At 70.8% G+C, this 26,512-nt stretch carries 24 protein-coding genes and 1 other RNA gene; 11 read left to right on the top strand and 14 right to left on the bottom strand.

The annotated features are described in order from the left end of the window. Nucleotides 1–10 precede the first annotated feature (10 nt). Complete coding sequence (locus tag BN1959_RS07860; RefSeq protein WP_053948131.1) at nt 11–1,156, top strand: NADH:flavin oxidoreductase/NADH oxidase; 1,146 nt, start codon at nt 11–13, stop codon at nt 1,154–1,156. 95 nt (nt 1,157–1,251) lie between these two features. On the opposite strand, the gene ffs is transcribed toward BN1959_RS07860, so the two are convergent. The 3 genes from ffs to BN1959_RS07850 all read right to left on the bottom strand — a co-directional run bounded on the left by ffs (nt 1,252) and on the right by BN1959_RS07850 (nt 2,774). Continuing rightward, nucleotides 1,252–1,564, bottom strand: an RNA gene (gene ffs, locus BN1959_RS14385) — signal recognition particle sRNA. Between the two features lie 71 nt (nt 1,565–1,635). Further along, nucleotides 1,636–2,358, bottom strand: a complete 723-nt coding sequence (locus BN1959_RS07855; RefSeq protein ID WP_053948130.1) for a hypothetical protein — start codon at nt 2,356–2,358, stop codon at nt 1,636–1,638. Continuing rightward, nucleotides 2,355–2,774, bottom strand: coding sequence for a DUF7548 family protein (locus tag BN1959_RS07850; RefSeq protein ID WP_053948129.1), 420 nt, complete (start codon nt 2,772–2,774; stop codon nt 2,355–2,357). Before BN1959_RS07850 ends, BN1959_RS07855 begins: the two co-directional genes overlap by 4 nt. A gap of 85 nt (nt 2,775–2,859) precedes the next feature. On the opposite strand from BN1959_RS07850, the gene BN1959_RS07845 reads away from it, so the two are divergent. Further along, on the top strand, nt 2,860–4,026 hold the full coding sequence (locus BN1959_RS07845) for a thiolase family protein (protein WP_053948128.1): 1,167 nt from the start codon (nt 2,860–2,862) through the stop codon (nt 4,024–4,026). Then, a complete protein-coding gene (locus tag BN1959_RS07840) occupies nt 4,023–4,409 on the top strand; it encodes an OB-fold domain-containing protein (RefSeq protein ID WP_053948127.1) in 387 nt (128 codons plus the stop codon). The genes BN1959_RS07845 and BN1959_RS07840 overlap by 4 nt, the downstream gene beginning before the upstream one ends. Here BN1959_RS07840 and BN1959_RS07835 read toward each other — a convergent pair whose 3' ends face one another. After that, complete coding sequence (locus tag BN1959_RS07835) at nt 4,410–5,150, bottom strand: DUF7547 family protein (RefSeq protein ID WP_053948126.1); 741 nt, start codon at nt 5,148–5,150, stop codon at nt 4,410–4,412. A gap of 83 nt (nt 5,151–5,233) precedes the next feature. Between BN1959_RS07835 and BN1959_RS07830 the strand changes: the two genes are divergently transcribed. After that, nucleotides 5,234–5,521, top strand: a complete 288-nt coding sequence (locus tag BN1959_RS07830; protein ID WP_053948125.1) for a DUF7111 family protein — start codon at nt 5,234–5,236, stop codon at nt 5,519–5,521. A 48-nt stretch (nt 5,522–5,569) separates the two neighbouring features. After that, complete coding sequence (locus tag BN1959_RS07825) at nt 5,570–7,243, top strand: phospholipase D-like domain-containing protein (RefSeq protein ID WP_053948124.1); 1,674 nt, start codon at nt 5,570–5,572, stop codon at nt 7,241–7,243. A gap of 65 nt (nt 7,244–7,308) precedes the next feature. On the opposite strand, the gene BN1959_RS07820 is transcribed toward BN1959_RS07825, so the two are convergent. After that, nucleotides 7,309–9,249 (bottom strand): DHH family phosphoesterase, encoded by a 1,941-nt coding sequence (locus BN1959_RS07820; RefSeq protein WP_053948123.1) that lies wholly within the window; start codon nt 9,247–9,249, stop codon nt 7,309–7,311. A 106-nt stretch (nt 9,250–9,355) separates the two neighbouring features. Between BN1959_RS07820 and BN1959_RS07815 the strand changes: the two genes are divergently transcribed. From BN1959_RS07815 to BN1959_RS07800, 4 genes are all read left to right on the top strand, one after another. Then, entirely contained in the window at nt 9,356–9,856 is a 501-nt protein-coding gene (locus BN1959_RS07815) for a Mov34/MPN/PAD-1 family protein (protein ID WP_053948122.1), read from the top strand. Continuing rightward, nucleotides 9,853–10,302, top strand: a complete 450-nt coding sequence (locus BN1959_RS07810) for an adenylyltransferase/cytidyltransferase family protein (RefSeq protein ID WP_053948121.1) — start codon at nt 9,853–9,855, stop codon at nt 10,300–10,302. The genes BN1959_RS07815 and BN1959_RS07810 overlap by 4 nt, the downstream gene beginning before the upstream one ends. Before the next feature lie 144 nt (nt 10,303–10,446). After that, the gene (locus BN1959_RS07805) at nt 10,447–11,802 is read left to right on the top strand and encodes a heme o synthase (RefSeq protein ID WP_154018308.1); all 1,356 of its coding nucleotides are present in this window, start codon (nt 10,447–10,449) and stop codon (nt 11,800–11,802) included. Nucleotides 11,803–11,804: 2 nt separating this feature from the next. Further along, a complete protein-coding gene (locus BN1959_RS07800) occupies nt 11,805–12,488 on the top strand; it encodes a DUF7546 family protein (protein ID WP_053948119.1) in 684 nt (227 codons plus the stop codon). 18 nt (nt 12,489–12,506) lie between these two features. On the opposite strand, the gene pyrI is transcribed toward BN1959_RS07800, so the two are convergent. From pyrI to BN1959_RS07775, 5 genes are all read right to left on the bottom strand, one after another. After that, on the bottom strand, nt 12,507–12,968 hold the full coding sequence (gene pyrI, locus BN1959_RS07795; RefSeq protein WP_053948118.1) for an aspartate carbamoyltransferase regulatory subunit: 462 nt from the start codon (nt 12,966–12,968) through the stop codon (nt 12,507–12,509). Further along, entirely contained in the window at nt 12,961–13,884 is a 924-nt protein-coding gene (gene pyrB / locus BN1959_RS07790) for an aspartate carbamoyltransferase (RefSeq protein WP_053948117.1), read from the bottom strand. The genes pyrI and pyrB overlap by 8 nt, the downstream gene beginning before the upstream one ends. Before the next feature lie 111 nt (nt 13,885–13,995). Further along, entirely contained in the window at nt 13,996–15,771 is a 1,776-nt protein-coding gene (locus BN1959_RS07785) for a PAS domain-containing protein (RefSeq protein ID WP_053948116.1), read from the bottom strand. 47 nt (nt 15,772–15,818) lie between these two features. Continuing rightward, nucleotides 15,819–16,427: an ArsR/SmtB family transcription factor gene (locus BN1959_RS07780; protein WP_053948115.1), complete on the bottom strand. Its 609-nt coding sequence runs from the start codon at nt 16,425–16,427 to the stop codon at nt 15,819–15,821. 54 nt (nt 16,428–16,481) lie between these two features. Next, on the bottom strand, nt 16,482–17,729 hold the full coding sequence (locus BN1959_RS07775) for a S8 family serine peptidase (RefSeq protein WP_053948114.1): 1,248 nt from the start codon (nt 17,727–17,729) through the stop codon (nt 16,482–16,484). 232 nt (nt 17,730–17,961) lie between these two features. On the opposite strand from BN1959_RS07775, the gene BN1959_RS07770 reads away from it, so the two are divergent. Next, on the top strand, nt 17,962–19,278 hold the full coding sequence (locus tag BN1959_RS07770; protein ID WP_053948113.1) for a BGTF surface domain-containing protein: 1,317 nt from the start codon (nt 17,962–17,964) through the stop codon (nt 19,276–19,278). Here the strand turns inward: BN1959_RS07770 and BN1959_RS07765 are convergent. Both BN1959_RS07765 and BN1959_RS07760 read right to left on the bottom strand, forming a co-directional pair. Beyond that, nucleotides 19,275–21,062: a DNA mismatch repair protein gene (locus BN1959_RS07765; protein WP_053948112.1), complete on the bottom strand. Its 1,788-nt coding sequence runs from the start codon at nt 21,060–21,062 to the stop codon at nt 19,275–19,277. The genes BN1959_RS07770 and BN1959_RS07765 overlap by 4 nt on opposite strands. Nucleotides 21,063–21,096: 34 nt before the next feature. After that, entirely contained in the window at nt 21,097–22,674 is a 1,578-nt protein-coding gene (locus tag BN1959_RS07760; RefSeq protein WP_053948111.1) for a thiamine pyrophosphate-binding protein, read from the bottom strand. A gap of 90 nt (nt 22,675–22,764) precedes the next feature. On the opposite strand from BN1959_RS07760, the gene BN1959_RS07755 reads away from it, so the two are divergent. Further along, a complete protein-coding gene (locus tag BN1959_RS07755; RefSeq protein WP_053948110.1) occupies nt 22,765–23,145 on the top strand; it encodes a hypothetical protein in 381 nt (126 codons plus the stop codon). A gap of 17 nt (nt 23,146–23,162) precedes the next feature. On the opposite strand, the gene BN1959_RS07750 is transcribed toward BN1959_RS07755, so the two are convergent. Both BN1959_RS07750 and BN1959_RS07745 read right to left on the bottom strand, forming a co-directional pair. Next, nucleotides 23,163–24,314, bottom strand: a complete 1,152-nt coding sequence (locus tag BN1959_RS07750) for an acyl-CoA dehydrogenase family protein (protein ID WP_053948109.1) — start codon at nt 24,312–24,314, stop codon at nt 23,163–23,165. Between the two features lie 68 nt (nt 24,315–24,382). Then, entirely contained in the window at nt 24,383–26,458 is a 2,076-nt protein-coding gene (locus BN1959_RS07745) for an AMP-binding protein (RefSeq protein ID WP_079978636.1), read from the bottom strand. Nucleotides 26,459–26,512: the final 54 nt, after the last annotated feature.

The raw sequence follows: 26,512 nt of genomic DNA, 5'->3' as shown, positions 1-26,512 counted from the left end.
AACGGCTACTGTGAACGCCGAACTGTTCGAGCCGCTCACGCTGCGTGAGACGACGATTCCGAACCGCGTGATGGTGTCCCCGATGTGCCAGTACTCCTGTGACGACCGCGACGGGCTGGCGACGGAGTGGCACCACGTCCACCTCGGCAGTCGCGCCGTCGGCGGCGCCGGCGTCGTGATCGCGGAAGCGACCGCTGTCGAGCCCCGCGGGCGCATCTCGCCGGAGGACCTCGGGCTCTGGAGCCAGGAACACGCCGACGCGCTCGCCCCGACCGCCGAGTTCATCCGCGAGCAGGGCAGCGTCCCGGCGATCCAGCTCGCCCACGCCGGCCGGAAGGCCAGCACCCGCCGGCCGTGGGAGGACGGCTCCCGCCTCGTCAAGCCGGACGAGGGCGGCTGGACGCCCAAGGGCCCCTCCGAGACGCCCTACCCACGCGACGAGGAGAACACGGCGCCGACCGAGCGCATGGGCGAAGGCGACATCGCCGACGTGATCGACTCCTTCGAGCAGGCCGCGGAGTACGCGCTCGACGCCGGCTTCGAGGTGCCCGAGATCCACGCCGCCCACGGCTACCTGCTCCACGAGTTCCTCTCGCCGGTGACCAACGACCGCGACGACGAGTACGGCGGCGATTTCGAGGGGCGGACGAAGCTGCTGCGGGAAGTCTGTGACGCCGTCCGTGGGGTCTGGCCCGACGAGAAGCCGATCTTCGTGCGCATCTCTGCAACCGACTGGCTCCCCGACCGGGAGTCGTGGGACGTGGCCCAGTCCGCTCGCCTCGCCGGCGACCTCGCCGAGCTCGGCGTCGACTTCCTCGACGTCTCCTCGGGCGGCATCCACCCGGACCAGCAGCTCCCCCGCGCCGGCCCGGGCTACCAGGCCCAGTACGCCGAGACGATCCGCGAGGTACTGGCCGAGGACGGACAGACGCTCTCGGGCGACGGGCTCGACGCGGGCAGCGACGAGATCGCGGTCGGCACCGTCGGCGGTATCACCGACCCGACCCACGCCGAGGCGCTGGTGGGCAACGAGCGCGCCGACGCGGTGTTACTCGCCCGCGAGCATCTCCGCGACCCCTACTTCACGCTCCACGCCGGCCGTGAACTCGACGCCGAGAACGCGCCGGAGTGGCCGGATCAGTACAAGCGGGCCTGAACGGCTCGAACCCTTCAGACTGTTCGCACACTCCAGAATTTTTCGACCGTCTCCGATCCGCGAGCCGTCGGCTCGCGAACTGAGAACGGAATGAATGGCGGACGGCCGGGGTTGCCCGGCGTTCCGACACGGGGAGTCTCGGTTGCCTCCTCCACCCCGCGACCCGACGAGCGACGGGCGTTCGACGGTGGGCTGCTCGCTTCCGCGCCTGACCCGGTGCCGTCGACCAACCGCGACGGATCGCCCCTGCGGGCGGGCGTCGCGGACCGCTGTCCCCGGCGGACGAGGCTTCCACGTCGGCTCCCGAGGCCCGTGCCGGTCTGACCGGACGTGCCCGGGGTTCGGTCCCCCCTGAAGACTATCTCGGGGGTGACGAGCGGGGCCTAACCGCCCGACCTAGTCCATCCAAGCGTAGCGGGGTCGAACTTAAGGCCCTTTCGGGTCGGATATCTCGGCGCCGGCGGCGTGTTCGACGCGGCTCAGAGCTCGACCCGCGAGAGCGTCTCGGTCCGGTCGGCGACCGTCTCGTTGTACGCCTCGACGAACGCGGGGAACTGCGGGACGTACCGGCGGACGTCGCTGGCCTCCGGGGGCGCGTACTGCGAGAGCAGGTAGACGCCGTCACTGCCGCCGATCCGGAGGTAGGAGACGCCGTCGCGGTCCCAGTTGAGCTCCCAGCGCTGGCCGTCGATCCGGCTCTCGTAGGTGCCGTACTCCCCGCCTTCGAGCCGGTGGAGCTGGCCCGCGATCTCGTCGCAGGTCTCCTCGACCCGATCGAGAATGCGCCGACGCTCGTTCACGGCGTTTTCGGTGCTCGCGGGCTCGGGGAACTCCGTCGGCACGTCTTCCAACTGCTCCTCGGCGGCGGCGACGTGCTCGTTGAACGCCCGGACGAACGCCGAGTAGTCCGCCAGCGCCGTCGCGAGCGCCGACGGCTCGGGCTGGCGCTTGGTGGAGACGACGTACACTTCCGAGCCGCTCGTGGGCTCGAACAGGAGGAACTCCAGATCGCCGGCCTCGTACTTGACGGTCCACGTCCCGCCGTCGGTCTCGAACTCGACGCGGCCGTAGTCGCCGCCCTCCAGCAGCGCGAGCTCGTAGGCGATCCGGCCGGCGTGGTCGCGCACGGCGTCGACGACAGCGTCGCGGCGCTCGGCAACTGCCGCGGCGTCAGTCGGATCGACGGGTGGCCAGTCGGTCACAGCGCCGTCCGCGCTTGGACGGCCGAGGTCGCCGTGAGGACGATCGCCCCAGCGAGCACGGCCCAGCGGTGGTTCTCGATCCACGCGTACTCGGCGGGGAAGCCGAACAGCACCGTCGAGTCGAGCGTGAGCAGCCAGGCGGCCGCGGTCAGCACGGTGCCCAGCGCGACGACGACGCCGACGCCCGACATCGTCAGCGCGTCGGTGTGGGGCTGTCCGACCGAGAGGAACACGACCGCGGCGACGATCGCCAGCAGGCCGACCGCGGTGAGCCCGAACGGGCCGGCCGCGTAGTAGGCGCCGAGGGTGTCCCCGGCCCCGGTCACCAGTACGAGCGGCGCGAAGGCGACGACGGCGAGCAGCGCGGCGACGGCCGCCGTCAGTTTGCCGGCGTCCGCGGGGTCCGCGAGATCCATAGCCGGAGTTCGCGCCGGGGCGGGCATAAATCGCTCGTGTTCGGCGAAGGGAAACGCGTAAGCGACGCGCGTCCGGCCAACCGGTATGGACCGAGTCGCCATCGTCGGCGCGTCGATGACCCCCTTCGGCGACCGCGAGGGGGAGTGGCTGCGGGACCTGCTCGCCGAGGCCGGCGCGGAGTGTCTCGACGACGCCGGGGTCGCCGCCGACGCCGTCGACCACCTGTACGTCTCGAACATGGCCAGCGGCGAACTGGAGGGGCAGACGGGCGCCCCGAACATGCTCGCCCACGATATCGCCGCCCAGCCGGCCTACACCGCGCGGATCGACCAGACCTCCTCCTCGGGCGGTGCCGGCATATACGCCGCGTGGCAGTCGGTCGCCGCCGAGGCGAGCGAGATGACGCTGCTCGTCGGCGGCGAGAAGATGACCCACAAGACGACGGGCGAGGCGACGGACGTGATCGCCTCCCTGACCCACCCGGTGGAGTACAAACACGGCGTCACACTCCCCTCCTTCGCCGGGCTCACGGCACGGCTCTACCTCGACGAGTACGACGCGCCCCGCGAGAGCCTCGGCAAGGTCGCCGTGAAGAACCACAAGAACGGCGTCGACAACCCCAAGGCGCAGTTCCGGAAGGAGGTCGACCTCGACACCGTCCTCGACTCGCCGATCGTCGCCGATCCGCTCCGCTTGTACGACTTCTGCCCGATCACCGACGGCTCCGCGGCGCTTTTGTTCTGCCCGGAGTCGGTCGCCCGCGAGATCACCGACGAGTACGTCGTCGTGAGCGGCGTCGCGGGCGCGACGGACACTCACGTCGTCCACGAGCGCGCGGACCCGACCACGATGCGCGGCGTCGTGGAGTCGAGCGAGCAGGCCTACGCGATGGCCGACCGCGACCCCGACGACGTGGACTTCGCGGAGCTCCACGACATGTTCACGATCCTCGAGTTCCTGCAGTTCGAGGATCTCGGCTTCGCCGAGAAGGGCGAAGGGTGGAAAGCGATCGAGTCGGGCCGCACCGAACGCGACGGCGGCCTACCGATCAACACCTCCGGCGGCCTGAAGTCGAAGGGCCACCCCCTCGGCGCCTCGGGCGTCGCACAGGCGGTGGAGGTGTACGAACAACTGCTGGGCGAGGCCGGCGATCGCCAGCTCGACGACCCCGAAATCGGGCTGGCCTGCAACGTCGGCGGCTTCGGCAACTGCGTGACCACGACCATCCTCGAAACCCCGGAGGCAGAATGACCGACCAGAACTCCGACTCCGAGATGACCGCGTACCGCTACCCCGACGGGAGCGTCACCTACCCCGGCCACCCGCGCGGCCCGGGCGGCGAGGAGCCCGTCGGCACCGTCGACCTCAGCGAGTACACCGCCGAGGTCGTGACGTGGACCACCTCGACGGCGACGCCGCCGGGCGTCCGCCAGCCAAACCACCTCGCGATCGTGGAGTTCGACGTTGACGGCGTCCCGGTCCGCGCGCTGGGCCAGCTCGAAAACGCCGACGTCGAGATCGGCGACGCCGTCCAGCCGTTCCACGTCGAGGAGCTCCGTGACCCTGAGGCTGGGATCCGCGAACCAGAGAGTCAGGACTGGGACGGGTTCCGATTCCGCCCCGTCGAGGAGTAGCTACTCGGCCGCGGCGTCGTCGCCCGGTTCGGAGTCGCACGATTCGTCGGCGTCGTCATCTGCGTCCTCCGACCCTCTGACTTCTTCCCGGATGGAGTCGAGTTCGGCGTCGACGTCCGGCTCCGGCGAATCGTCGGACTCCGCATCGCCGTCGGCGTCCCGTTTGCTGCCGTCGGCCACGTCGATAGAGATCGCGTCGTCGTCCTCAGTGTTGCCTTCGGCTTTTCGGCCCGCATCGGCCGCCTCGTTCGCGTCTCGCAGCCGCTCCTGAATCTCCGCGGAGAGCGCCTCGGCCTCCGAAAGCAGTTCGCGGGCCTCGGGGTCTGGCGCCTCCGTGCCCGCGATGGCGTCGTTCAGTTCCTCCAGCGTGCTCGTTAGTCGATCTGTCGAGAGCCCTCGCCCGGCGTCGATCGCCCGGCCGACCGCGCCGTCGGACGACGGCGCCGCCGACCGCTCGGGGTCGAGCGCACGCAGCGCCGCGCCGGTGAGTCGGAGTAGCCGGACGTTCGTCTCCAGGATCGAGATCAGCGTCGGGATGGTGTACTCCTCGGTGAAGCGAAGCACCTCCCGCAGCCGGGGCGGACGCGGCGGTCGCCGGCCACCGCCCGGGAGGCCGCGAGGAATCGTCGGCTGCTGCCCCTGATCGTCGTCCAACTGTTCGCGGAGCGCCGTCAGCGTCGATTCGAGTTCGTCGAGGCGGGCACGCAGGTCGTCCTCGGCGGGGTCCCGACGGTCGGTCATGTCCCTGCCTTGGGGCGGGCGCCACATAAGCCTGCACCGCCGACACCGATGGGCCTTACTCGGGGGCGCTCGAACCGCCGGCCATGAGCGACTCCGACGGCGAAACCGAACTGACGGCCGGCGGCGTGAGAGCCATCTACGTCGAGGAGGCGGGCGAACGCCGACTCGACTTCGTTCACGAGGGCCGAACCGCCTCGATCGCCCAGAACATCGACGGCTACGCGATGTTGAAGGTCCGAAACGGCCCCGAAGGCGACGAGCTCGAACGCTACTACGGGTTCGACATGGCGCTGGACCACGCCGCCGAACTGCTCGGCGTGGCTGTCGACGACCTCCCCGTCCCCGACCCTGCCGAAGACATGGGGATGTAGCCACCAGCCGGCCGAGTCTTTATCACCGGTAGCGGGACCACCCATCCCGTGGCGCGACAGGACTGCGAACCGGAGCGCTCGTTCCCGAGCGCCCTCGTCGTTCGCCTGCTCATCGTGAGCCTGTTGCTCGTCTCGCTGGCAGCCGGCAGCGGGCACGTAGCCATCGCAGGGAACGCAGATGCAGTCAAGCAGGGCGAGTCCGACGACGCTGCGATCCTGGAACTCTACCCGGATCCCGTACGAAACGGCGACAGCGGGGAGTACGTGCTGGTCCGACTCCCCGAGGCCGGCAACTGGACGCTCTCCGACGGCGAGTCGACGATTCCTCTGCGGAACCGGTCGGGCAGGATTCTGGTCACGCCCGAGCCCGGTATCGTCGGTGACGGGGCGGGCGACGACGCGACGGTCGTGGAGGGTTCCTTCTCACTCGCGAACACCGGCGAGACGGTCCTGCTCCGCCGAAACGGCGAGCCGGTCCACCGCGTTCGCTACGCCGAGACGAGCGAGGGCGAGCGCTACCTCCCGGCGGTCGACGAGTGGCGCCCGCGCGGGCTCGACCCCCGGCCGCCGATCGCGACCGGGCCGGCCAACGCGACCGCGTTCCTGCTGCCCGACTCGCCTGAGATACCGATCGAGACGCTCCGGCGCGCCGACGACCGCATCCTGCTCGCCGGATACAGCTTCACCTCCGAGCGCGTCACCGAGGCGCTGCTCGCCGCCGAATCCCGCGGCGTCGACGTGCGCGTGCTGGTCGAGGCCGAACCAGTCAACGGCGCCGCCGCACGGCAGGCCCGACTCCTCGACCGGCTCGCCGCTGCGGGCGTCGAGGTCCGCGTCGTCGGCGTCGGGGCGAACCGGTTCGCGTTCCACCACCCGAAGTACGCCGTCGCGGACGGCCGCGCGCTCGTGCTCTCGGAGAACTGGAAACCCTCCGGGGTGGGTGGCGCGTCGAGTCGCGGCTGGGGCGTCCGCGTCGAGAACGGCAGCACGGCAGACGCGCTCGCAGCGCTGTTCCGGAACGACAGCGACGCGCCGGACACCCGGACGTGGGCAGCGTTCCGCGAGAACCGGCGGTTCGAGTCGATCCCGGCGGCGAACGGGAGCTACCCGACCCAGTTCCCCGCCGAGCAGGTCACTGCGAGGAACGTCACGGTCCTGACAGCGCCCGGCAACGCGGAGTCGGCGTTGATCTCGGCGATCGACGCCGCCGAGTCGCGCGTCGACGTGCTCCAACCGAGCCTCGGCCGGCAGGACAACGCGCTCGTCCGGGCGACGCTGCGGGCCGCCCAGCGTGGCGTCGAGGTCCGGATTCTGCTCTCGGGGGCGTGGTACTCGGCCGAGGAGAACGAGGCGCTGGTCGCGTGGCTGAACGACTGGGCCGACCGCAACGACGCTCCCCTGACGGCACGGATCTCCGAGCCCGACGGCCGCTACGAGAAGATCCACGCGAAGGGGCTGCTGGTCGACGACGACCTCGCGGTCGTGGGGTCGCTCAACTGGAACGAGAACAGCGCGACCCGGAATCGCGAGGTGGCGCTCGCGCTCCGTGGCCCGGAACCGGTCGCGTTCTACCGCGAGAGCTTCGCGGCGGACTGGCGGGGCGGCAGCGAGGCAGGCAGGACCTGGCTGTTCGCTGCCGGCGCCGTCGCCGCGGTGTTGGTCGCAGCGCTGGTCGCAACGCGGTCGCTGAACTTCGCGTCGGTGGAGAAGTGGGAGGAGTGAGCGTCGTAGCCGCGGAGAGGATGCCTGCCTAGTCGTCCAGCGCGGCTGACAGCGTGCCGCGCTGCCTAATCGTCCAGCGCGGCGGCGGTCGAGGAGAGCGCCTCGTCGATCTCGGCGTCGGCCATCTTCTCGACCAGCGCGTCGATCACCTGCTCGCGGCGGCCCTTCACGAACTTGATCGAGCCGACGACGAGGTGGCCGCCGCCGGAGACGCCGGCGCCGGGCAGCTCCTCGTTGAGCTCCTCGACCATCTCGGGGATGTCGAGCCGCACGCCGTCGCTCCGGAGCACGGCGAAGTCCGGCCCGTAGCCGATCGTGATCACCGGGTCGCCCGTCTCCTCGACTTTCGTGTCATGGAGCTCGCCGGTGGTCTTCCCCGGTGCGGGGTAGGTGAAGCGGTGGGCCCACTGGTCGAGGTCGATTCGGTAGAGGTGGGCATCACTTTCGAGCGTCTCGTGTTCGACGTGATCCCCGACGGCGTCGAGTTGTTCGGCCACGTCGCGCTCGGCGCGGTCGGCGAGGAACTCGACTAGCTCCTCGTGGCGGTCGCGGTCGTCGCAGCCGACGTTGAGCACGTCGTTGACGACGGAGTGGCCGCTGGAGTAGCGCAGGAAGTGGGCGGCGTAGTCCAGCGCCTCGCCCACGTCGTCGAGGTCGTCGCGATCGTACCCCTCGGCCTCGGCGAGCTCGACGTAGTCGCTCATCGCGTCGGCCCGCGAGCGGTCCGAGACGCCTGCGACCGCCGGCACGTGGCGGAGCTCCTCCGTGATCTGTGGGTCGATCATGCGGGCGAGCTCGACGCACATCATCCCCGTGGTGATGCTGTAGTCCTCGTCGTACAGGTAGGGGTTGACGTGGGCGTCGAGCAGCGGGTTCACCGCCTCCGGGTCGGGGTGGTGGTGGTCGACCACCGCGATGGGCATGTCGTAGTGGGCGAGGTTGCGGTAGGCGGGCGTGTCCTCCTCGGTGCTCCCGTTGTCGAGCATCAGCAGGAACGGGAGCTGCTGGCCGTGGCGGGCCCGCCCCTCCAGCGCGAAGTTGAGGTCGCGAGTCACGTCCTCCATCTCGTAGAACGGCGCCTTCGCGGGGAGGCGCTTGAGCAGGTGACGACCGGCGTCGGGGTCGGCGTGGACCGATTCGATGAAGCTCTCCAGCGCGCGCTGGACGGGGATAGCGGCGCACATCCCGTCGCCGTCGGCGTGGTGGCGAACCCGGATCGGGCGCCCTTCGAGCACCGTTCGGCGGAGCAGGCGCGCGAGCTCCTCGAGGTCGGGTCGGAGCTTCTCGAAGGCGTCCCACTCGATCAGCGGCTCGACCGACTCGGGGGCGGCGTGCTCGGCGCGGGCCTCGTCGAGGCGCTCGCGGGCGGCCTCTTCCGTTTCGGCCTCCAACACGGCGATGTCGTCGACTTCGAGCTGGCGGACGCCGTCGTGGAGGCCGACCTCGCCGCTCACGCGGACGACGTCGCCGATCTCGGCCTCGGGGTAGGCGCGCACGCCGGCTTCCTCGAACGCGGCGGCGGCGACGATCCCCGACTCGTCGCCGACGTGGAAAATCGTCGGGCCGCCGGTCTGTTTGATCTGAGTCAGCTCGCCCTCGACGGTGACCGCGTCGCCGCGGTGGAGTTCGTCGACGGCCGTGATCTCGGGCTCGTACTCGACGGCGACGACCCGGTTCTCGGCGGGGTCGACCTCTTCGAACGCGATGTCGCCGTTCTCCCGGATCTCCGTCAGGCGGACGACCAGCTCGTCGCCCTCCTCGTACTCGCCGTCGAGGCCGGACTCGTGGACCAGCCCCGAGACGTTCTCGGAGACGTCGACGAAGACGCCGTAGTCGACGACGCCGTTGACAGTCACGAGGTAGCGTGCGCCCTCCGCCACGTCGTCCATCGTGCAGTCGTCGTCGAGATCGTAAACCACAGTCGCGTCGTCGGGAACATCCCGACGGGCCGAGGGCGAACCGCCCTCGGGGATGCCGGCGTCCTCGCCGGCAGAGTGCTCAGTCATACCGAAAAGTCGGCGGTCGCGGGTGTTAAGTCTTCCAGTTCGCACACGACGCGCCCCCGCAAGCGTCCCGGAATCCTTAGTTGGCGCCGCCCCCGAGTACCCGGAGATGGGACTGTTCCGGTCGGGTGATGTAGTCGGCATCGCCGACGACGCCCTCACGTTCGCGCTCGAAGCGTCCCGCGAGACCCACCCCGACGAGTACATGGGGCTCCTGCGTGGGGAGCCCGCCGATGAGTTCGGGATCGACCACGAGGGGCTGCTCGTGACGGACGTCCTGATCATCCCCGGCACCGAGTCCAACCCGATCAGCGCGACGGTCAAGACCAGCATGGTTCCAAACGACTTCTCCTCCGTCGGCTCGATCCACTCCCACCCCAACGGTGTCCTCCAACCCTCGCAGGCCGATCTCGCGACGTTCAGCAAGGGGCAGGTCCACGTCATCGTCGGCCACCCCTACGGCCGCGAGGACTGGGTCGCACTCGACCGCGAAGGGAAGCACCGCAGCCTCCCGGTGTACGACGTCGAACTCGACGATCCCGAGGAGTTCTTCGACTTCACGCAGGAAGACATCGACGCCGAACTCGGCCTCGACGGGGGGGAGCCATGAGCGGGGACGATCACGACAGCGAACGCGCAGTCGCACAGGGAACCTTCGACCTGCTCCACCCGGGCCACGTCCACTATCTCCGCGAGGCCGCCGAACACGCCGACGAACTCCACGTCATCGTCGCCCGAAGCTCGAACGTCTCTCACAAGGAAGATCCCGTGCTGCCCGCCCGCCAGCGCCGGGACGTGGTCGGCGCGATCGACGCTGTGGACGAGGCACACCTCGGCCACGAATCGGACATATTCGTCCCCATCGAGCGTATCGGCCCGGATGTGATCGTACTGGGCTACGACCAGCACCACGACGAGGACGCGGTGGCGGCCGCGCTGGACGACCGCGGGATCGACTGCGACGTCGCTCGCGCGGGGCCGCGCGATCCGAAGTACGACGGAGAACTCCTCTCGACCGGCCGGATCGTCGACCGGATTCTGGAGCGACGCGGGTAGCCAACGGTCGCTGTCGCCCCGGCCTGACTGGACTGTGCTGGCTCCCACCGTCCGGGCAGACGCGAAGCGGATAAGTAGCGCCGGCCGCTAGCCCGCGTAGTGACTTCAGACCGCCAGTTCGCCGGCCTGCTCGCGGCCGCCGCGATGGGGGTGTACCTCCTCGTCGCCGTCGGCGCGACGACGGCGGTGACCGACGCCGCGGCCGCGTGTCGCGGGTGGCCCGCCTGCGGCGGCGGCTTCGCACTCCCGACCTCCGCCGACGGCTGGTTCGCCCTCGGCCACCGGATCGGCGCCCTCGGCGCCGGCCTCCTGCTCGTCGGCGCCACCGCACTCGCGTTCCGCCGCGACGAGTCCCGGCGCGTGAAGGCCGCCCTCCTGTTCGCGCTCGCACTGTTCCCGATCCAGTCCGGCGTCGGCGCCGTCATCGCGACGACGGCCGTGGCGCCGACCGCGGCCGTCTCGGCGATCCACCTCGCCGTCGGCGCCGTCATCTTCGGCGGCGTGCTCGCGGCGCTGGCGTGGACGCTCGAAGCCGCCACCGGTGACCCCGACGACGAGCCCGAGGACCCCCTCGACGACGAGCTTCCGCCCGTCGAGGACACTCCCTCGCCGGCGCTCCCCGAACCGGGCTGGCCCCGGACGAAGGCAAAGCTCGCGGCGTACGCCCGGTTGACCAAGCCCCGACTGATGTGGCTGCTCTGTCTGGTGGCGGCGGCGGCGATGGCGCTGGCCGGCGGCGAGAACTTCACGGTCCCCGTCGTCGCGAAGACGATGGTCGGCGGCGCGCTCGCGATCGGTGCCTCCGGGACGTTCAACCACGTCCTCGAACGCGACGTCGACCGGAAGATGCAGCGCACCAGCGACCGCCCGCTCGCGGTCGACCTCGTGCCGGTCCGCAACGCCGTCGCGTTCGGTCTCACACTCGGCGCGATCTCCGTCGGCCTGTTCGCCTCGATCAACGTCCTCGCGGCGGTGCTGGGGCTGATCGCGATCGCGTTCTACAGCGTCGTCTACACGCTGATCCTCAAGCCCAACACCGTCCAGAACACCGTCATCGGCGGCGCCGCCGGCGCGCTCCCCGCGCTGATCGGTTGGGCCGCGGTGACCGGCGAGATCGGCTGGGGCGGCGTCGGGCTGGCGGCGATCGTGTTCCTCTGGACGCCCGCCCACTTCTACAACCTCGCGCTCGCCTACAAGGACGACTACGAGGCGGGCGGCTTCCCGATGATGCCCGTCGTTCGTGGCGAGACGACCACGCGCCGACACATACTCTGGTACCTGGGTGCGACGCTCGCGGCGACGGCCGCGCTGGCGCTGCTCCCGCGGCTTGACTGGCTGTTCGTGGCCCTGGGAATCGCACTCGCCGGCGTGTTCCTCTGGGCGGTCGTCCGCCTCCACTTCGAGCGGACCGAGGCGGCGGCGTTCCGCGCGTTCCACGCCTCGAACGCCTACCTCGGCGGCGTGCTGCTCGCCGTCGTGCTCGACACGCTCGCGCTGTGACGATGTCCGTCCTCGACCGCGTGGGCGCCGACGTTCTCCCGGAACCGCGGACGGTCCTACTCTGGACGGCCGTGCTGTACGTCGAGGTGATGGCGCTGACCGGCTACTGGCTGTTCGGCGCCACTGTCTCGGTCAGCCAGCCGCGGTTCGCGCTGTACGGCCTGCTCTGGATCAACGTCTCGATCTGGGTGTTCCGCCGGACCGACGCGCCCGACGCGAGCGCGTCGGCGGTCCGCCGCGGGAGCCTACTCGCGCTCGGCTACCTCGCGGTGCTCGCGTACACGGGCGGCGTCGTCGCCCCTGGCATCCCCGATACGTTCAACTACGTCCCGGGGTTCTCGGTGCTCTGGCTCCCGCCGGGCTGGGGGCCGGCAGTCACGTTCAAAAGCGAGTTCGTCCGGCTGATCCTGATGCCGGCCAAGGTGATCGGCTATCTCGCGCTGACCTACCTCGTCTACGTCACGGTGCTCGACGTGGCCGGGTCGGCGGTGTCGGGACTGCTCGGGCTGTTCTCCTGTATCTCCTGCTCGTGGCCGATCCTCGCGTCGGTGGGGACGGCGGCGCTGGGGGGTGGCTCGTTCGTCGCGGCGGCGACGACGACGTACGCCTACGACGTGTCCACGGCCGTCTTTCTGGTGACGGTGGCGCTGCTGTCGTGGCGGCCGTCGTTGGGATCGCTGCGGTGAGAAACGTTCAGACAACCCTCACCCGACGTTCAGGTGGTCCGCGATCCCCTCGCGGATGATCTCCTCACAGTAGCCACACCGCACGCCGTCGTCGAGCACGTCGAAGCGGCTCTCGACGGGCTCGTCGGCGTTGGTGATGCAGCTGCTGTTCGGGCAGGCTAACACGCCGACGACGGTGTCGGGGCGTTCGGCCTGCTTCTTCTCCCGGACCTCGTACTCCCGGACGATGTTCACCGTCGCCCGCGGCGCGATCAGCGAGAGGACGTCCACCTCGGCCTGTGAGAGCTCGCGCTCCTCGACTTTCACCACGTCCTTCGTGCCGAGGCGGTCGGAGGGGACGTTCATCGCGACGCTGACGCCGGTGCCCTCGCTGCCGTCGATCCCCAGCATCGCGAGTACGTTCAGCGCGCTGCCGCCGGGGAGGTGGTCGAGCACGGTGCCGTCGCGGATCTTCGAGACGCGGAGTTCGTGGTCACTCATGGTTCTGGAACAGGAAGTCGAGCAGCGCCATCCGCACGGGAACGCCGTTGTGGGCTTGCTCGAAGTAGTCGGCGTGCTCGGTGTCGTCGATCTCGGGGGCGATCTCGTCGACGCGGGGCAGCGGATGCATCACCGTCAGATCGTCCCGGGCGGCGTCGAGCGTCTCGCCGTCGACGCGGTACTCCCCGGCGACTTTCTGGTACTCGTCCTCGTCGGGGAAGCGCTCGCGCTGGATCCGGGTGACGTACAGCACGTCGAGTTCGGGCAGCACCTCCTCGAGTTCCGTGTGTTCGCGAACCTGCGCGCCGGCCTCGTGGAGGTCGAACCGGACCGACCGCGGGAGGCGCAGCGACTCCGGGCTGACGAAATGCATCCGCGCGTCGAACTCGGTCAGCGCCGTCGCGAGCGAGTGGACCGTCCGGCCGTACTTCAGGTCGCCGACGATGCCGATCGTGAGGTCGTCCAGCCCCGCGGCCTCCCGGATCGTGTACAGGTCGAGTAGGGTCTGACTGGGGTGGTGGCCGGCGCCGTCGCCGGCGTTGATCACCGGCGCGTCGACGAACTCCGCGGCCATCTTCGCGGCGCCCTCGCGGGGGTGTCGGAGCACGAGGCCGTCGGCGTACCCCTCGATGACCCTGACCGTGTCCGCGAGGCTCTCGCCTTTCTTCACCGAGGAGGCGTCGACGCCGCCCATGTCGACGACGTCGCCGCCGAGGCGCTTCATCGCGGCCTCGAACGACATCTTCGTGCGCGTACTCGGCTCGTAGAAACACAGTGCGAGCAGCTTCTCCGGGTAGCTGGCGGGGAGGTCGCCGCCGGCGTCGAGCGCGGCGTCGAACTCGGCCGCGCGGTCGAGCAGCCGCTCGACGTCCGCTCGGGAGAGCTGTCCCGCGGCGACGAGGTGGTCCTGACGCATCAGTCGTGAGCGGGATGGGCACGACCTTGAATCCCTCGGCTCCGTCCTCGGCGTCGGTGTACACGTCAATGGGACGGGCCGGCGGGGGCGTTACGAATCTCGAAGCGAGGGTCAGCTGTCGGCCGCGGGGAACCGCATCCGCAGCAGCGGGTCGCCGTCGGCGTCGCCGAGCGTGAACTCGCCGCCGGACTGTTCGACGGCCCAGCGCAGCAGCCAGAGCTCGAGCCCCTGTAAGTGCTCCAGCGGCGTCTCCGAGCGGTCCGACACCAGTTCGAGCTCCTCGCGCGGGATCGCGTCCCCGCGATCGTACACGTCGAGCCGGACGTCGTCGCCCTCCCGGACGAGTGCGATCTCCGCCGCCGGCCGCTCGCTGTCGCCGAGCTGGTAGAGGAGGTTCTGGATCGCCGCGCGGAGCGTGGGGTGGGCGTTGACCGGCACCGCCCCCGAGGCGCGGAACTGGACGTCGGCGGCGGGGAACTCCTCGCGCAACGCCGCCACCCCCTCGCCGACGACCGCGTCCAACTGCACGGCGTCGATCGCCTCCTCGGTGTTCCGGACGACCGCGTCGAACTCCCGGACCTGTTCGCTGATCGTGTACAGCTCGTCGGCGGCGTCGACGATGCGCTCGGCCGCGGCCCCGGGGTCGGCGTTCCCCTCGACGATCGTCTCGGCGTACCCCCGGATGACGTTGGTTTTGTTCCGGACGTTGTGTCGCAGGATACGGTCGAGCACTGCGAGCCGCTGTTCGTTCCGAATCTGCTCGGTGATGTCACGCTGGAGGCCGAGGTAGTGGGTGAGCTCGCCGTCGTCGTCCCGGATGGGGACGAGCTCCAACCGGTTCCAGAACGGCGTGCCGTCCCGGCGATAGTTGAGTATCTCCTCCGAGGCGGGCTCGCCGGCGTCGATCGCGGCCCGGAGCCGGTCGACGGCCGACTGGTCGGTGTTCTCCCCCTGCAGGAACCGGCAGTTGCGCCCGAGCACCTCCCCCAGCGGGTAGCCGGTGATCCGGGTGAAGCCGGCGTTGGCGTAGATCAGCGGCTCGTCGTCGGCCCGCACGTCGGCCACGGTGATCCCGTGGGCGGCCGCCTCCACCGCGCGGCCGAACAGTCGGAGCTGATCCTCGCGCCGCCTGGCCTCGGTCCGGTCCCGGACGAGCAGTTGGACCACCGCCGAGCCGCGATAGCTGACCCGGATGCCGGCGACCGAGCCCTCGATCCGCCGCCCGTCGACGGTTTGGAGCCCCACGTCGACGAACTCCGAGGCGCCTTCCCCCGGGGCGGGGACGGCGTCCAGCAGCGCCGTGAGTGCCGTCTCTTCGCTCTCACTCACGAACCGCGTGACCCGCGACCCGTGCAGTTCGGTGCGCGCCGCGTCGAACAGGTCGACCGCTGCGGCGTTGGCGTAGGCGATCTCACCCTCGTCGACCAGCAGCACCGCCTCGGCGGTGAGCTCGACCAGTTGGCGGTACTGAGTCTCGCGTTCGGTCAGCGCGACCGACGCCCGACGGGTGGCGAGGAGGTTCTCGACCCGCCGGACGAGCGCCCCCGCCTCGACGGGTAGCGCGATCACTTCGTCGACGGGCGAACCGTCGACTGCGGCCTCGGATACCTGCGTGCGCGGCGGCTCCCCGCCGCTCTCGCCGGCCAACAGGACGTGTGGGAGGTAGGCGTCGGACTCCCCCTTCCGCCGGCGGAGCGCGTCCTCGCAGTGTTCGAGACAGCTCTCGCCGATCAGACAGATGTCGTACGCCGGGAGCGCCGCCGAGCCCGTCGCCGTCGTCACCTCGTAGCCGAACCCGTGGTCGAGCCGATCCCTGATGCGATCCCGGTCACGGCCCGCCGCCATGACCAGCAGCACGTGATCGATCCGATCCCGGGGCTCGTTCACGGGGGGCTGTTCGGTGAACAGCCCTATTAGAGTACCGCCGAACGGCGCTACTCTCGGACGGTTTCGGCCAGTATCGCGGCCGTGAGCACCGCCACGCCGCCGACGAAGAACAGCAGGCCGGGCGCCGCGACCGCCTCCGCCAGCCACGGGAGAACCGCGTCCTCGGGGAGCCCCGGGGAGGCCGGCTCGAACACGCCGCTCCCGCCGCCGACGAGGCGGGTGGTGAGCAGTTGGATGGCGACGCTCACGAGGCCGATCGTGGCGACGCCGGTCGCCCAGTCCGCGAGCAGTCGGCGGAGCGTCGACCGCTCCTCCTCGGACGCGTCGGCGGCCAGCACGATCGGGTCGGCGGCGACGCCGTAGACGTCCATCTCGTTCCCCTTCTCGGAGTAGTCGCTGCCGACGACCTGGACGAGACCGGCGGACTCGAGGTTCGAGAGGTGGTAGTGGACGTTCTGAACCGAGCTGTCGAGCCGCCGCGCGAGCACCGACGGCGGGGCGGGCTCCTCGTTGATCTCGCAGTACAGCGCCCGCGCGGTGTCGGAGCTCAGCGCGTCCAGCACCGTGTCGGCGTCGTCGCCGTTCACGTCGACGACTGTCGGCTCGGCTTCGCTACCGAACGACTTCGAGCCGAGCCGGGCGATCGGGGACGACATATCGGTACTGGGAGCAGCGGCCACATCAATCCCGGTGTCGCTTAAAACGTCGTTTTAGTCGGTTCCGCGCGCCCGGCGGACCGCCGCCAGCGGGTCGACGACGCCGTGTCCGGTCGTGAACGTCGGGCCGTCGTCGTCGCTCATCGAGGTCGCCGTCGCCCGGAGAATTCCTCCGACGCGCTCCCTCGCCGCCTCGTCCCCGCGTGTGTCGGCGACTAACGCCGCCACTCCGGCGACCTGTGCGGCCGCACCGGAGGTTCCGGGGTCCTCGACCGTCGGCCAGGGTCGGGGTTCGGCGACGAGATCGACTCCGAAGCCGCCGTCCGGTGTCGGCCCGCGTCCGCTGTAGGCTGCGGCGCCCCCCTCCTTGCGTGAACCAACGCCGACGACCCCCGGCGCGCTGGCGGGCGCGGCGACGCTCCCGGCCGGCCGCGCAGGGGAGAGTCGGTAGCCCGGCGCCCTCATCGAGACGGGTGCCGTCGCGAACCCCTCGGGGACGCTCGATCGGTCCGGGAGCCTGAGCTCCAGTGCGTACCGCCCGGGCTCGAGTTCGGCCGTCAGCCGTTCCAGCCCCGGCCGCTCGGACTGAGAGAGCGCGATCAGCTGTCGGCCGTCGCCGGTCTGTGTCCGGCGGATGAGCGCGAGCGAGAGCGCCGGCGGATCGGGGGCCCGACAGCCCAGCCAGACCGTAAGACTCCCAACCGGCGGCTCGTCCGCGGCGCGTGACTCCAGGTCCAGTAGCGTCAGCGAATCCCCGGTCGACGCGATCGCTCCTAGCGGCCCCTGCCAGTGGCCCCGCGCCGCGTTCCCCGTCGGCGCGACGAGTGTAACGCCCGCCTCGACTGCCGCTTCCGCGGCGCGGTTCACCGGACTGTCACCGACCGCGGCCGCGCCGTGGGCCGCGACGGGCGCGAGCACCACGTCGACGCCCATCTCCCGGAACCAGTCGAGTCCGCGCTCGAACCCCGACGCGCGCTCGAACGTCGCGAGCAACAGGGCCGCATCGGGCGCGGCGCGGGCGACCGTCGCCGCCGCCTCGGTGCCGTGGCTGGCGTCGTCGACGACCACGGGGGAGCCGTCGAACGCCCGCAGCCCGGTCACGGCGTCCACCAGCGCGGGGTGCTCGGGGTCGAAGCCGGTCGGGTCGAGTACCCCGACACGGACGTCCTCCCCAGTAATGCCGATGCTGTGGATCTGTTCGAGGGGGGTCGATCCCTCAGTGAACGGCTCCGTCCCCTCGGACCGGTCCGGAGTTCCCACCGTCGCTAGCGCCGCAGCGACGGCGCCGCCAGCGACCGTCATCGCCCGACGGCGGCTGAGTCGCGGGGTGGAAAAGCGAGGCGCCATCGGCGGCCGAACGGCCCGCGGAGCTATCAACCCTCCGAACGGTGTCAGTAGCGTAAAACCGCGTCGAAGCTATCGGCCGTTTTTCAGTAAACCGGGCCCACGGTTCGCGTATGCCCTCCACGGCATCGCTACGGACGACACCCGAACCGGACACTCCGACTACCCGCCAACAACGGAGGTGGGACCGATGAACGGACAGCGCCGTGCCGTTGCCCTCGCCGGCCTCGTGGCGCTCTCGGTGCTACTACCGACGCTCGCCGCACCGGCCGCTACCGCCACGCAGACGACAGACGGTGTCAGCATCGACTACGAGGGCGAGTCGGTCACCGTCGCGAACGGCAGCGCCCAGACGATCTCCGGCACGGCCGACGTGGCCGAGGGCGAGTCCGTCGAGGTCCGGACCCGCGCGACTGGCGACACCCAGCCGAAGTTTCTCAAGACCAAGTCCCCGACCGTCGACGGGAACGGCACGTGGAGCGCCACGTTCGACTTCTCGGAGCAGACCGCCGGCGGGACGTTCAACGTGACCGTCGAGGCGGGCGATTCGACGGCCAACGCGACCGGCGAGATCGTCGCCTGTGACGGCGACTGCGTCGAGCCAACACCCGAACCCGACGACGACGTCACCATCGACTACGAGGGCGACGCGGTGACGGTCGCCAACGGCAGCACGCAGGTCGTCTCCGGCACCGCCGCGGAGCCGACCGGGACCGAGATCGTCGTCTCCCTCCAGTCGACCGGCGACACCCAGCCGCGGTTCTTCCGCACCTCGACCGCGGTCGTGACCGAGGACGGCACGTGGGCGACCGCGTTCAACTTCTCGTTCCTCGACGCAGGGGCGACGTTCAGCGTCGAAGCCAGCACCGAGGACGGGACACACTCGGCCAACGCGGACGGTGAGGTAATCCTGTGCGACGGCGACTGCGCGGAGACGCCGCCCAGCGACACGCCGACGCCGATTCCCGAACAGACGACGACGGAGACGCCCGCCTCGAACGACTCCGAGGACGGGCCGACCGTCGAACTGACGGAGTCGGTGGTCGACACCCTCCGCGGTGACGTGGCCGGGATCGAACTCCGGTTCGACGGAACCGACACCGCCGACGTCACCGTCGGCAGCGAGCGCGCGGGCTACGAGCTCGATCTGCAGGTCCGTGACGCCGACGGCGACGGCACCGCAACCGTCTACTTCGACACCGAGCTCGCCGGCCGCGAGGGCGAGACCGTCAGCGTCTCCAGCGGCGACGAGATCACTGTCAACTCTGAGGGCACTGTCCCCGCCGCACTCGACGCGGGCGAGTACAGCCTCGAAGTCGCGGCCGGTGGCGCGGACGGCACCACCGACACGGGGACGCTGTTCGTCTCCGAGGCCGAGCCGACGGCGACCGACTCGGCGACGCCGACCGACGCGCCCACCGGGGGCGGCGACGTGACCGGGCTGCTCGTCAGCGCCGCGATCGTACTCGGCGGCGGCGGGCTCGCGCTGGTGCTGCTCCGGCGCTAACCCTGCCACTCCGCGTCCGACAGCGTCCGCTGGACCGCCTCCTCTCCCACCGCGGCCGCCAGCGAGCGGAACGCCGCGCGCTCGTCGCGGTCGCCGGCGTTCGCGACCAGCCGCGAGACGATGAACTCCGGCGTCGAGCGCCCGACGGTGCCGAACCGGGGCTGGTAGTCGACGCGCAGGCCGAGGTCGTCGGTCAGCCCCTCGGCGAAGATGCCGTCGATGCGGGCGGTATCGGGCAGCGGCGAGAGATCCTCCGCGAGGTGGGTGACGAACACGCCCAGCGCGCCGCGGTCGACGGTCAGGTCGACCAGCCCGTTCAGCAGGTCAGCCGCCCGGCCGGGCTCGGTGATCGCCTCGAACTCGTCGACCAGCATCAGCGCTCGCCCTTCGCCAGTCAGCGGCGGCACGACCGAGCGCAGCGTCGACTCCAGTACGCCCGCGTTGAACGAGGCGTGGCGGCGGTGGAACACGACCGTGTCGAACCGCCCGACCTCCGCGCGCTCGGCTGGGACGGGCAGCCCCATCGCCGCCAACAGCGCCACGCCACAGAGCGTCTCCAGCAGCGTCGTCTTCCCGCCGGAGTTCGCCCCCGTTAGCACCGTCACACGGTCGCCAGAGGGCGGGTCGGGCGCCGCTTCGCCCGTCGCGTCTCGGCCGCCGTCGACGGAGTGCGTCCCGACGCCGTAGGTGACCGGCTGGACGTCGCCGTCGATGAAGAGGTTTCGTGCGCCCCGAACTGCGAGCCCGTCCTCGACCAGCGTCGGCCGCGTGAGGTCGTGGCTCGCGGCGAAGCGCGCGAGCGAGAGGTCGAAGGCGAGTTCGTCGACCGCGTCGACCGCGGCCTCGATCCCCTCGCCGGCGTCGTCCAACGTCTCCCGGAGATCGGCCGCCACGGTCGCCTCGCGATCCGCGACCTGCCCCTCCAGGTCGCCGACCAGCGCACGAAGCGTCGCGGAGACGAAATCCGTCTCGTCGCGGGCCTCGTCGGGCGCGACCGACCGGACTTCGCTCGCGGTCACGCCGGTCTCCTCGGCGACGTAGGAGATCACCGCGCTCTGGAACGCCTCCAGCGACCGGACGCCCTGCCCGCGGACGGTCTCCAACACGTCGAGCGCGGCGTCGTCCAGCCGCCTCGCGGCGGCGAGCTGGGTCCGGAGCTCGTCGAGGCGCTCGTCGGCGCCCGCCCCGACCGACAGTGGCTCGTCGCCGTCGCCGAATTCGCCCTCGACAGCCGCCAGCGCGTCGACGGCGGCTTCGAGCGCGTCGGCGTCCAGTTCGGCCAGCCGGTCGAACGGGCCGCTCTCGTTCGTGCCCGCGCGACGGAGTTCCAGCGCGGCATCGACGGCCGCGCGACGGCCGCCGCCGGCCTCGTCGTAGCTCGCGAACGCCCCGATCACGCGTTCCCGGTCGTCCTCGCCGAGGTCGGTCCACACCTCGCGTGCCTGATCGATGCGGTCCAGCCGTTCGTCGGCGGCCTCGTGGCTCGCCAGCGGCGTGAGCACGCGGATCCGGTCAGCGGCGCCGCCGGTCAGTGCCTCGCCCGCGGCCAGTTCGAGCAGGTCGCCGTACACGTCGCGGGCGTCGCCGGTGCCCAGCGTGTCCAGCCCGGCCGCGCCCGTGGCCCGCCGGAGGATGCGCGTCGCCCGGCCGCGCGGGAGCCCCGCGTCGACGAGCGTGCTCACGTCCGCGGACTCGATGGCGCGAACGGCGCGCTCGACGCCCAACTCGGTTTCGAGCAGTTCGGCCGTCTTCGGGCCGACGCCCCAGTACTCCTGCAGTCGCATAGGTGCCCATGCGGCCGGGGGCTCTTCAGCGTTGTCAGAACTCTACGGGCACCTCGATCAGCGTCGGCCGATCGCGGTCGAACGCCGCCGCGAGCGCGCCGGGCAGCTCGTCGGCCACGTCGCCGAACTCGATCCGCCGTGCGGCGGCGCCGAAACTCTCCGCCATCTCGACGAAGTCGGGGTTCTCGATGTCGGTGGCCATCGTCCGCCCGTAGTCCCGGCGCTGGACGTCCTCGAGGATGTCGTAGGAGTCGTCGTTACAGAGAACGATCGGCACGCCGAGCTCGTACTGCACCGCGGTCGCGAGGTCGCCGATCGTGAACAGCGAGCCGCCGTCGCCGACCAGCGACACCACCTGTCGATCGCTGCCGATCGCGGCACCGAACGCCGCGGGCGGGCTGAACCCCAGCGTGCCGAACCCGCGGGGGAACAGGAACGACCGCGGCGCGCCGGTCGGGAACCGCGTCCGCGCGGCGTAGCTCACCTTCGTCATGTCGTTGACGACCACCGCGTCGTCGTCGAGCGCCTCCCGCAGCACCGCAAGCAGGTGGAGTCGGTCGTCCTCGTCGCCGATCGAGAGTGGATCCGGCCCCGCGTCGGCGGCCTCGGTCGGGCCGTCGAAGGAGAGGCCGCGCTCGCTCGCCCGTTCGGTGAGCGCGTCGAGCGTTTCGCCCGCGTCGCCGACGATTCCCAGCGCAGTCTCGTGGTTGTTCCCGATATCCGTCGGGTCGATGTCGACGTGGATCAGTTCGTCGGGGAACGGAGTGTCGCCCGAGTCCTGTGCGCTCAGCTCCGTCCCGACCGCGAGCACGAGATCGCGGCTTGCGACGAACTCGGCCGCGGGCTCGTGGCCCAGCGCCGTCGCGACACAGCAGTCGTGCTCCGCGGGGACGACGCCTTTCCCCGCGGCCGTAGTGATCACGGGAATATCGGCCTCCTCGACGAACGCGCGCACCGAGTCGGCGGCGTCGACGGTGCCACCACCGACGACGAGCAGGGGACGCTCCGCATCGGCGAGCATCCCGGCCGCCTCGTCGATGCGCTCGGCGTCCGGCCCCGGCGGCTCGGTGGGGGTGCGGTCGATCAGTTCGACCGGCTCCGCGCGTTCGAGCACGTCCGTCGGGATCTGGACGTGAACGGGACGGGGTCGGTGTCGGTCGAGGTAGTCGAACGCGTCGGCGATCGTCTCCGGCACGTCAGCGACGCGGTCGACGTGGTAGCTCTCGGCGGCGATCGACTCCATCACGCCCCGCTGGTCTTTGAGCTCGTGAAGGTGGCCCTTCCCGCGGTCGGCCTCGTTGGTCGCGTTCGTCGTGGAGAGCACCAGCATCGGCGAGGAGTCGGAGTACGCCTGCCCCACCGCGGTCGCGACGTTGGTGAGCCCGGGGCCGGTGATGACGAAGCAGACGCCGACGCGGCCGGTCGCCCGCGCGTAGCCGTCGGCGCCGAACCCCGCGCCCTGCTCGTGCCGGGTAGTGACGTGGTCGATCCCGCTGTCGAGCAGCGCGTCGTAGATCTCCAGCGTGTGAACGCCCGGGATCCCGAAGGCCACGTCGACACCCTCGCATTCGAGCTGTGCGACGACTGCCTCGCCGCCGGTGAGCCTGTCCATGCCCTACGGGACGTGGGAACCACCGTAGTTCTTTCTCCGGGCCGCGCCGGGGATACGGAGCTTTTTGCCCCTACGGCAACAGTCGGCGCTATGGGGGATATCGACGCCGGGACGATCCACGCCGCCCTCGCGGATCGGCTCGGGACCGCACTCCGTGGGGTGATCAGGTACGACAGCGGGGAGTTCGATCACTCCCTCCGGGACGACGTGGCCGCACAGTACAGCGACGACGAGATCAGGACGCTCGTCGACAACACCATCGTCCACCAGCTCGACGCGCCGGCCGTCGAGTCGTCGTTCCGGCTGGGGAGCCTGGAAGCGGTCGTCCGGACGTTCGAACGCTCGTGGGTGGTCAGGGTCGCCGACGGGCCGAAACAGGGCTGTCTGTTCTCCGTCGAGCGCGACCGTTCGGTGACGATGGCAGCCGTGGAGGACGGGATCGAGATCGTGCAGGGCGAGCTCGGCGTATGAGAAGCGGCGGGTGAGGCCTACCGCGGCGTCTGTCGGTAGATCAGATTCCGCTGGATCTCGTTGGCCCCCTCGTAGATCACGGGGATGCGGGCGTCGCGGTACGCCCGGGCGATCCGGCGGTCCGTGAAGATCGAGCGGCCGCCGTGGAGCTGCATCCCACGCTCGGCCACGTCGACGGCGACCTCGGTCGACTTGGTCTTGGCCATCGCCGCCCAGTAGCCGGGGTTGTCGTGGTTCTTCACCTTCTCGGCGGCCTGCCAGTTCAGCGCGCGGGCCGCGCGGAACTCCGTCTGCATGTCCGCGAGGATGTGCTGAACCGACTGGAACTCGTTGATGTTGCGACCGAACCCTTCGCGCTCGTGGACGAACGCCTCGGCCTCTTCGATCGCGGCGGCGGCGATCCCCAGCCCGTGGCCGCCGACGACGACGCGGCCGTGGTTGAAGAAGTCCGCCAGCGCGTAGAAGCCGCCGCCCTCGGTGCCGACGAGGTTCTCCTCGGGGATCCGACAGTCGTCGAAGACGATGTGGCCCTGCTTGGAGGCGCGCATCCCCATCTTCTCGGGGATGTGTTCGGCCTCGTACCCCGGGGCGTCCGTCGGGACGATGAACAGCGAGTAGTTGCCGTAGCGGTCGTCGCGGTCGCCGGTCTTGGCGTAGACGGTGAGCCAGTCGGCCTCGACGGCGTTGCCGACCCAGTACTTCTCGCCGTTGAGCACCCACTCGTCGCCCTCCTTCTCGGCGCTGGTGCTCATCCCCGCGAGGTCGGAGCCGGTGTCGGGCTCGGAGACGGCGAGCCCGGATATCTGGTCGTTCTGGGCGACCGGCCGGAGGTACTCCTCGTGTTGGGCCTCGCTGCCGTACTGTTCGACCAGCTCACAGCCGAAGGAGGCGAGCATCAGCGTCAGCCCGATCCCCGCGTCGGCGCGGTAGAACTCCTCGGCGATCGCGAGGATCTGCTGGATGTCGAACCCCCGCCCGCCCAGCTCCTCGGGCAGATCGGCGGCGACGAGCCCGGCGTCCATCCCGGCCTCCAGCACGTCCCACGGGTACTCGCCGGCGTCGAACTTCTCGGCGGCGACGGGCATGATCTCGTCCTCCGCGAACGCTCTGGCCTCGGCTTTCGCCTCGCGTGCGTGCTCGGGGACGATCCCCTCGTCGAGCAGATCCATACCTAACGATGGGCGCGAGCGGGCAAAAAGCCACCCAGAACTGGCCCCCCGTGGTCCACCGTTTCCGGCTACGCGTCGTCCGACGCTGGTTCCTCGGTGTCGTCGACTCTGGCGTCACCCCCGTCGGTTCCCTCACCTTCGGGCTCCCCGTCCGCGGCATCGGCCCCGTCCTCCTCGGAATCGCGATCCTCCGTGTCGGCGGCGAGTGGGACTCCGCCGTCGTCCGTCCCGTGTTCGCGGTCGTCGGCTATCGACTCCTCGTCGTCGGAACCGACTGCACCGCCAGTGAGTCGGTCGCTCGGGGCGTCAGCGGCGTCGTGCGACGACGAGAGTGCGGCGCCGCCCAGTCGTGTTTCGTCCGCGGCGTCGCCCACGTCGAGCGCGCTGTCTCCATCCCGATCGTCGTCGAGGGGCGCACGAGCCGCGCCGGCGTCCTCGGTCGCGCTCTCCCCTGCGGCGGCCGGCTCCCGATCCAGCACGGGCTCCTTGTCGGTGGTTCGGTCAGAGTCGTCAGTTTCCCCATCCGACGGCGACTCGCCCTCCGGGAGTTCGGCCGGTTCGTCCTCGGCCGCATCGCGAGCGACCGCACGGACGCTCTCGGCGTCGCTGGCAGCACGGGCGCTCGGCTGGTCGCGACCGATCGACGCCACGTCCTCCTCGCGCAGTCGCTCCCGGACGGCGTCGCGTTCGACGGTACCGGAGACGGTTCGGGGGAGTTCCTCGGCGATCCCGATCGTTCGCGGGAGCTTGAAGCCGGCGAGGCGCTCGCGAAGGTGGGCTTCGAGGTCGTCGATATCCACGCCCTCGCCGGCCGGGACGAGCAGCGCGGCGACCTCTTCACCCCACTCGGGGTCGTCCAGCCCCACGACGGCGGCGTCATCGACGGCCGCGTGGGTCCGGACCGCCTCGACGACCTCGCCGGGGTCGACGTTCTCGCCGCCGGTGAGGATGCGGTCGTCCAGCCGGTTCAGCACGTACAGCCGCCCGTTCTCGTCGCGATACCCCACGTCGCCGGTGTGGAGGCCGTGGGCGCCGATCGCCTCGCCGGTCGCCGCGGGGTCGTCGTAGTAGCCGGGCGTCACCGTCGGCCCACGGACCACCAGCTCGCCCGACTCGCCGGGCTCGACCGGGCTGCCCGCGGAGTCGACGACGGTCACGTCGGTCCAGAGCAGCGGCCGGCCGACGGTGTCGGGGTGGTCGTACGCCTCCTCGTGGCGCGCGGTCGCGACCTGCGAGGCAGTCTCGGTCATCCCGTACGTCGGGCAGATCGGCACTGAGTAGTCCCGGCAGCGCCCGATCAGCTCCTCCGGGCAGGGTGCGCCCCCGACGAGCACGAACCGCAGGCTGTCCGGGAGCGTGCCGCGCGACTCGAGCATCCGGCGCAGCATCGTCGGCACCAGCGAGATACAGGTGGCGTCGTACTCGCGCAGGTCGTCGACGGTGCCGCCCGGGTCGAACGACTCCCGGACGATCACCGTCGTCCCGTACAGCGTCGATCGGAGGACGGGGGCGATCCCGCCCATGTGGTGCAGCGAAAGCGGGACGAGCCAGCGGTCCGTGGGGTCGATCCCCAGCCGGAACGCGCTGGCGGTGGCGCTCGACAGGAGGTTCCCCGTCGTCAGCTGCACCGCCTTGGCCTCGCCGGTCGTCCCCGACGTGAACAGCAGCAGTTGGGTGTTCTCGCGCTCCCACGTCGACGGGGTGAACGCCCCGGGCTCGGCGTCCGAGAGCGGCGTCGCGTCGTTCCACTCGGCCTCGTCGATGGTGAACACGGGGAGCCATGGCTCCGCGCCCTCGACGGCGCCGCGGACCTGCGACTCCGTGTCGGCGTCACAGACGACCGCATCCACGTCGGCGCGGTCGAAACGCTCGGCCAGCTCCGGCGGCGTGAACTCCGGTGGGAGCGGCACCAGCACCGCGCCGAGCCGCATCGCGGCGTGGATCAGGCAGACCTCCTCGACGCCGGTCTCCATCGCCGCCGCGAGGTGGTCCCCCTCGGCGACCCCCAGCGCGGCGAGCCGCCCCGCCATCTCCTCGACGGTCTCGTCGAGCGTCGCGTACGTCCACGCGTTGCCCGAACTCGCGTTGACGAGGGCCTCCCGGTCGGGCGTGCTCCGCGCCCGGTGGGCCAGCCAGTCGTGCATGCTCATCGAAGAGGACTGCTGATACTTCCCTCTTGGCACATCCCGCCGGCCGGC

Source organism: Halolamina sediminis, from assembly GCF_001282785.1.
Classification (GTDB): Archaea; Halobacteriota; Halobacteria; order Halobacteriales; family Haloferacaceae; genus Halolamina; species Halolamina sediminis.
Note: the sequence above shows the minus strand (reverse complement) of the source record. Positions and strands in the feature narration are given on the sequence as shown.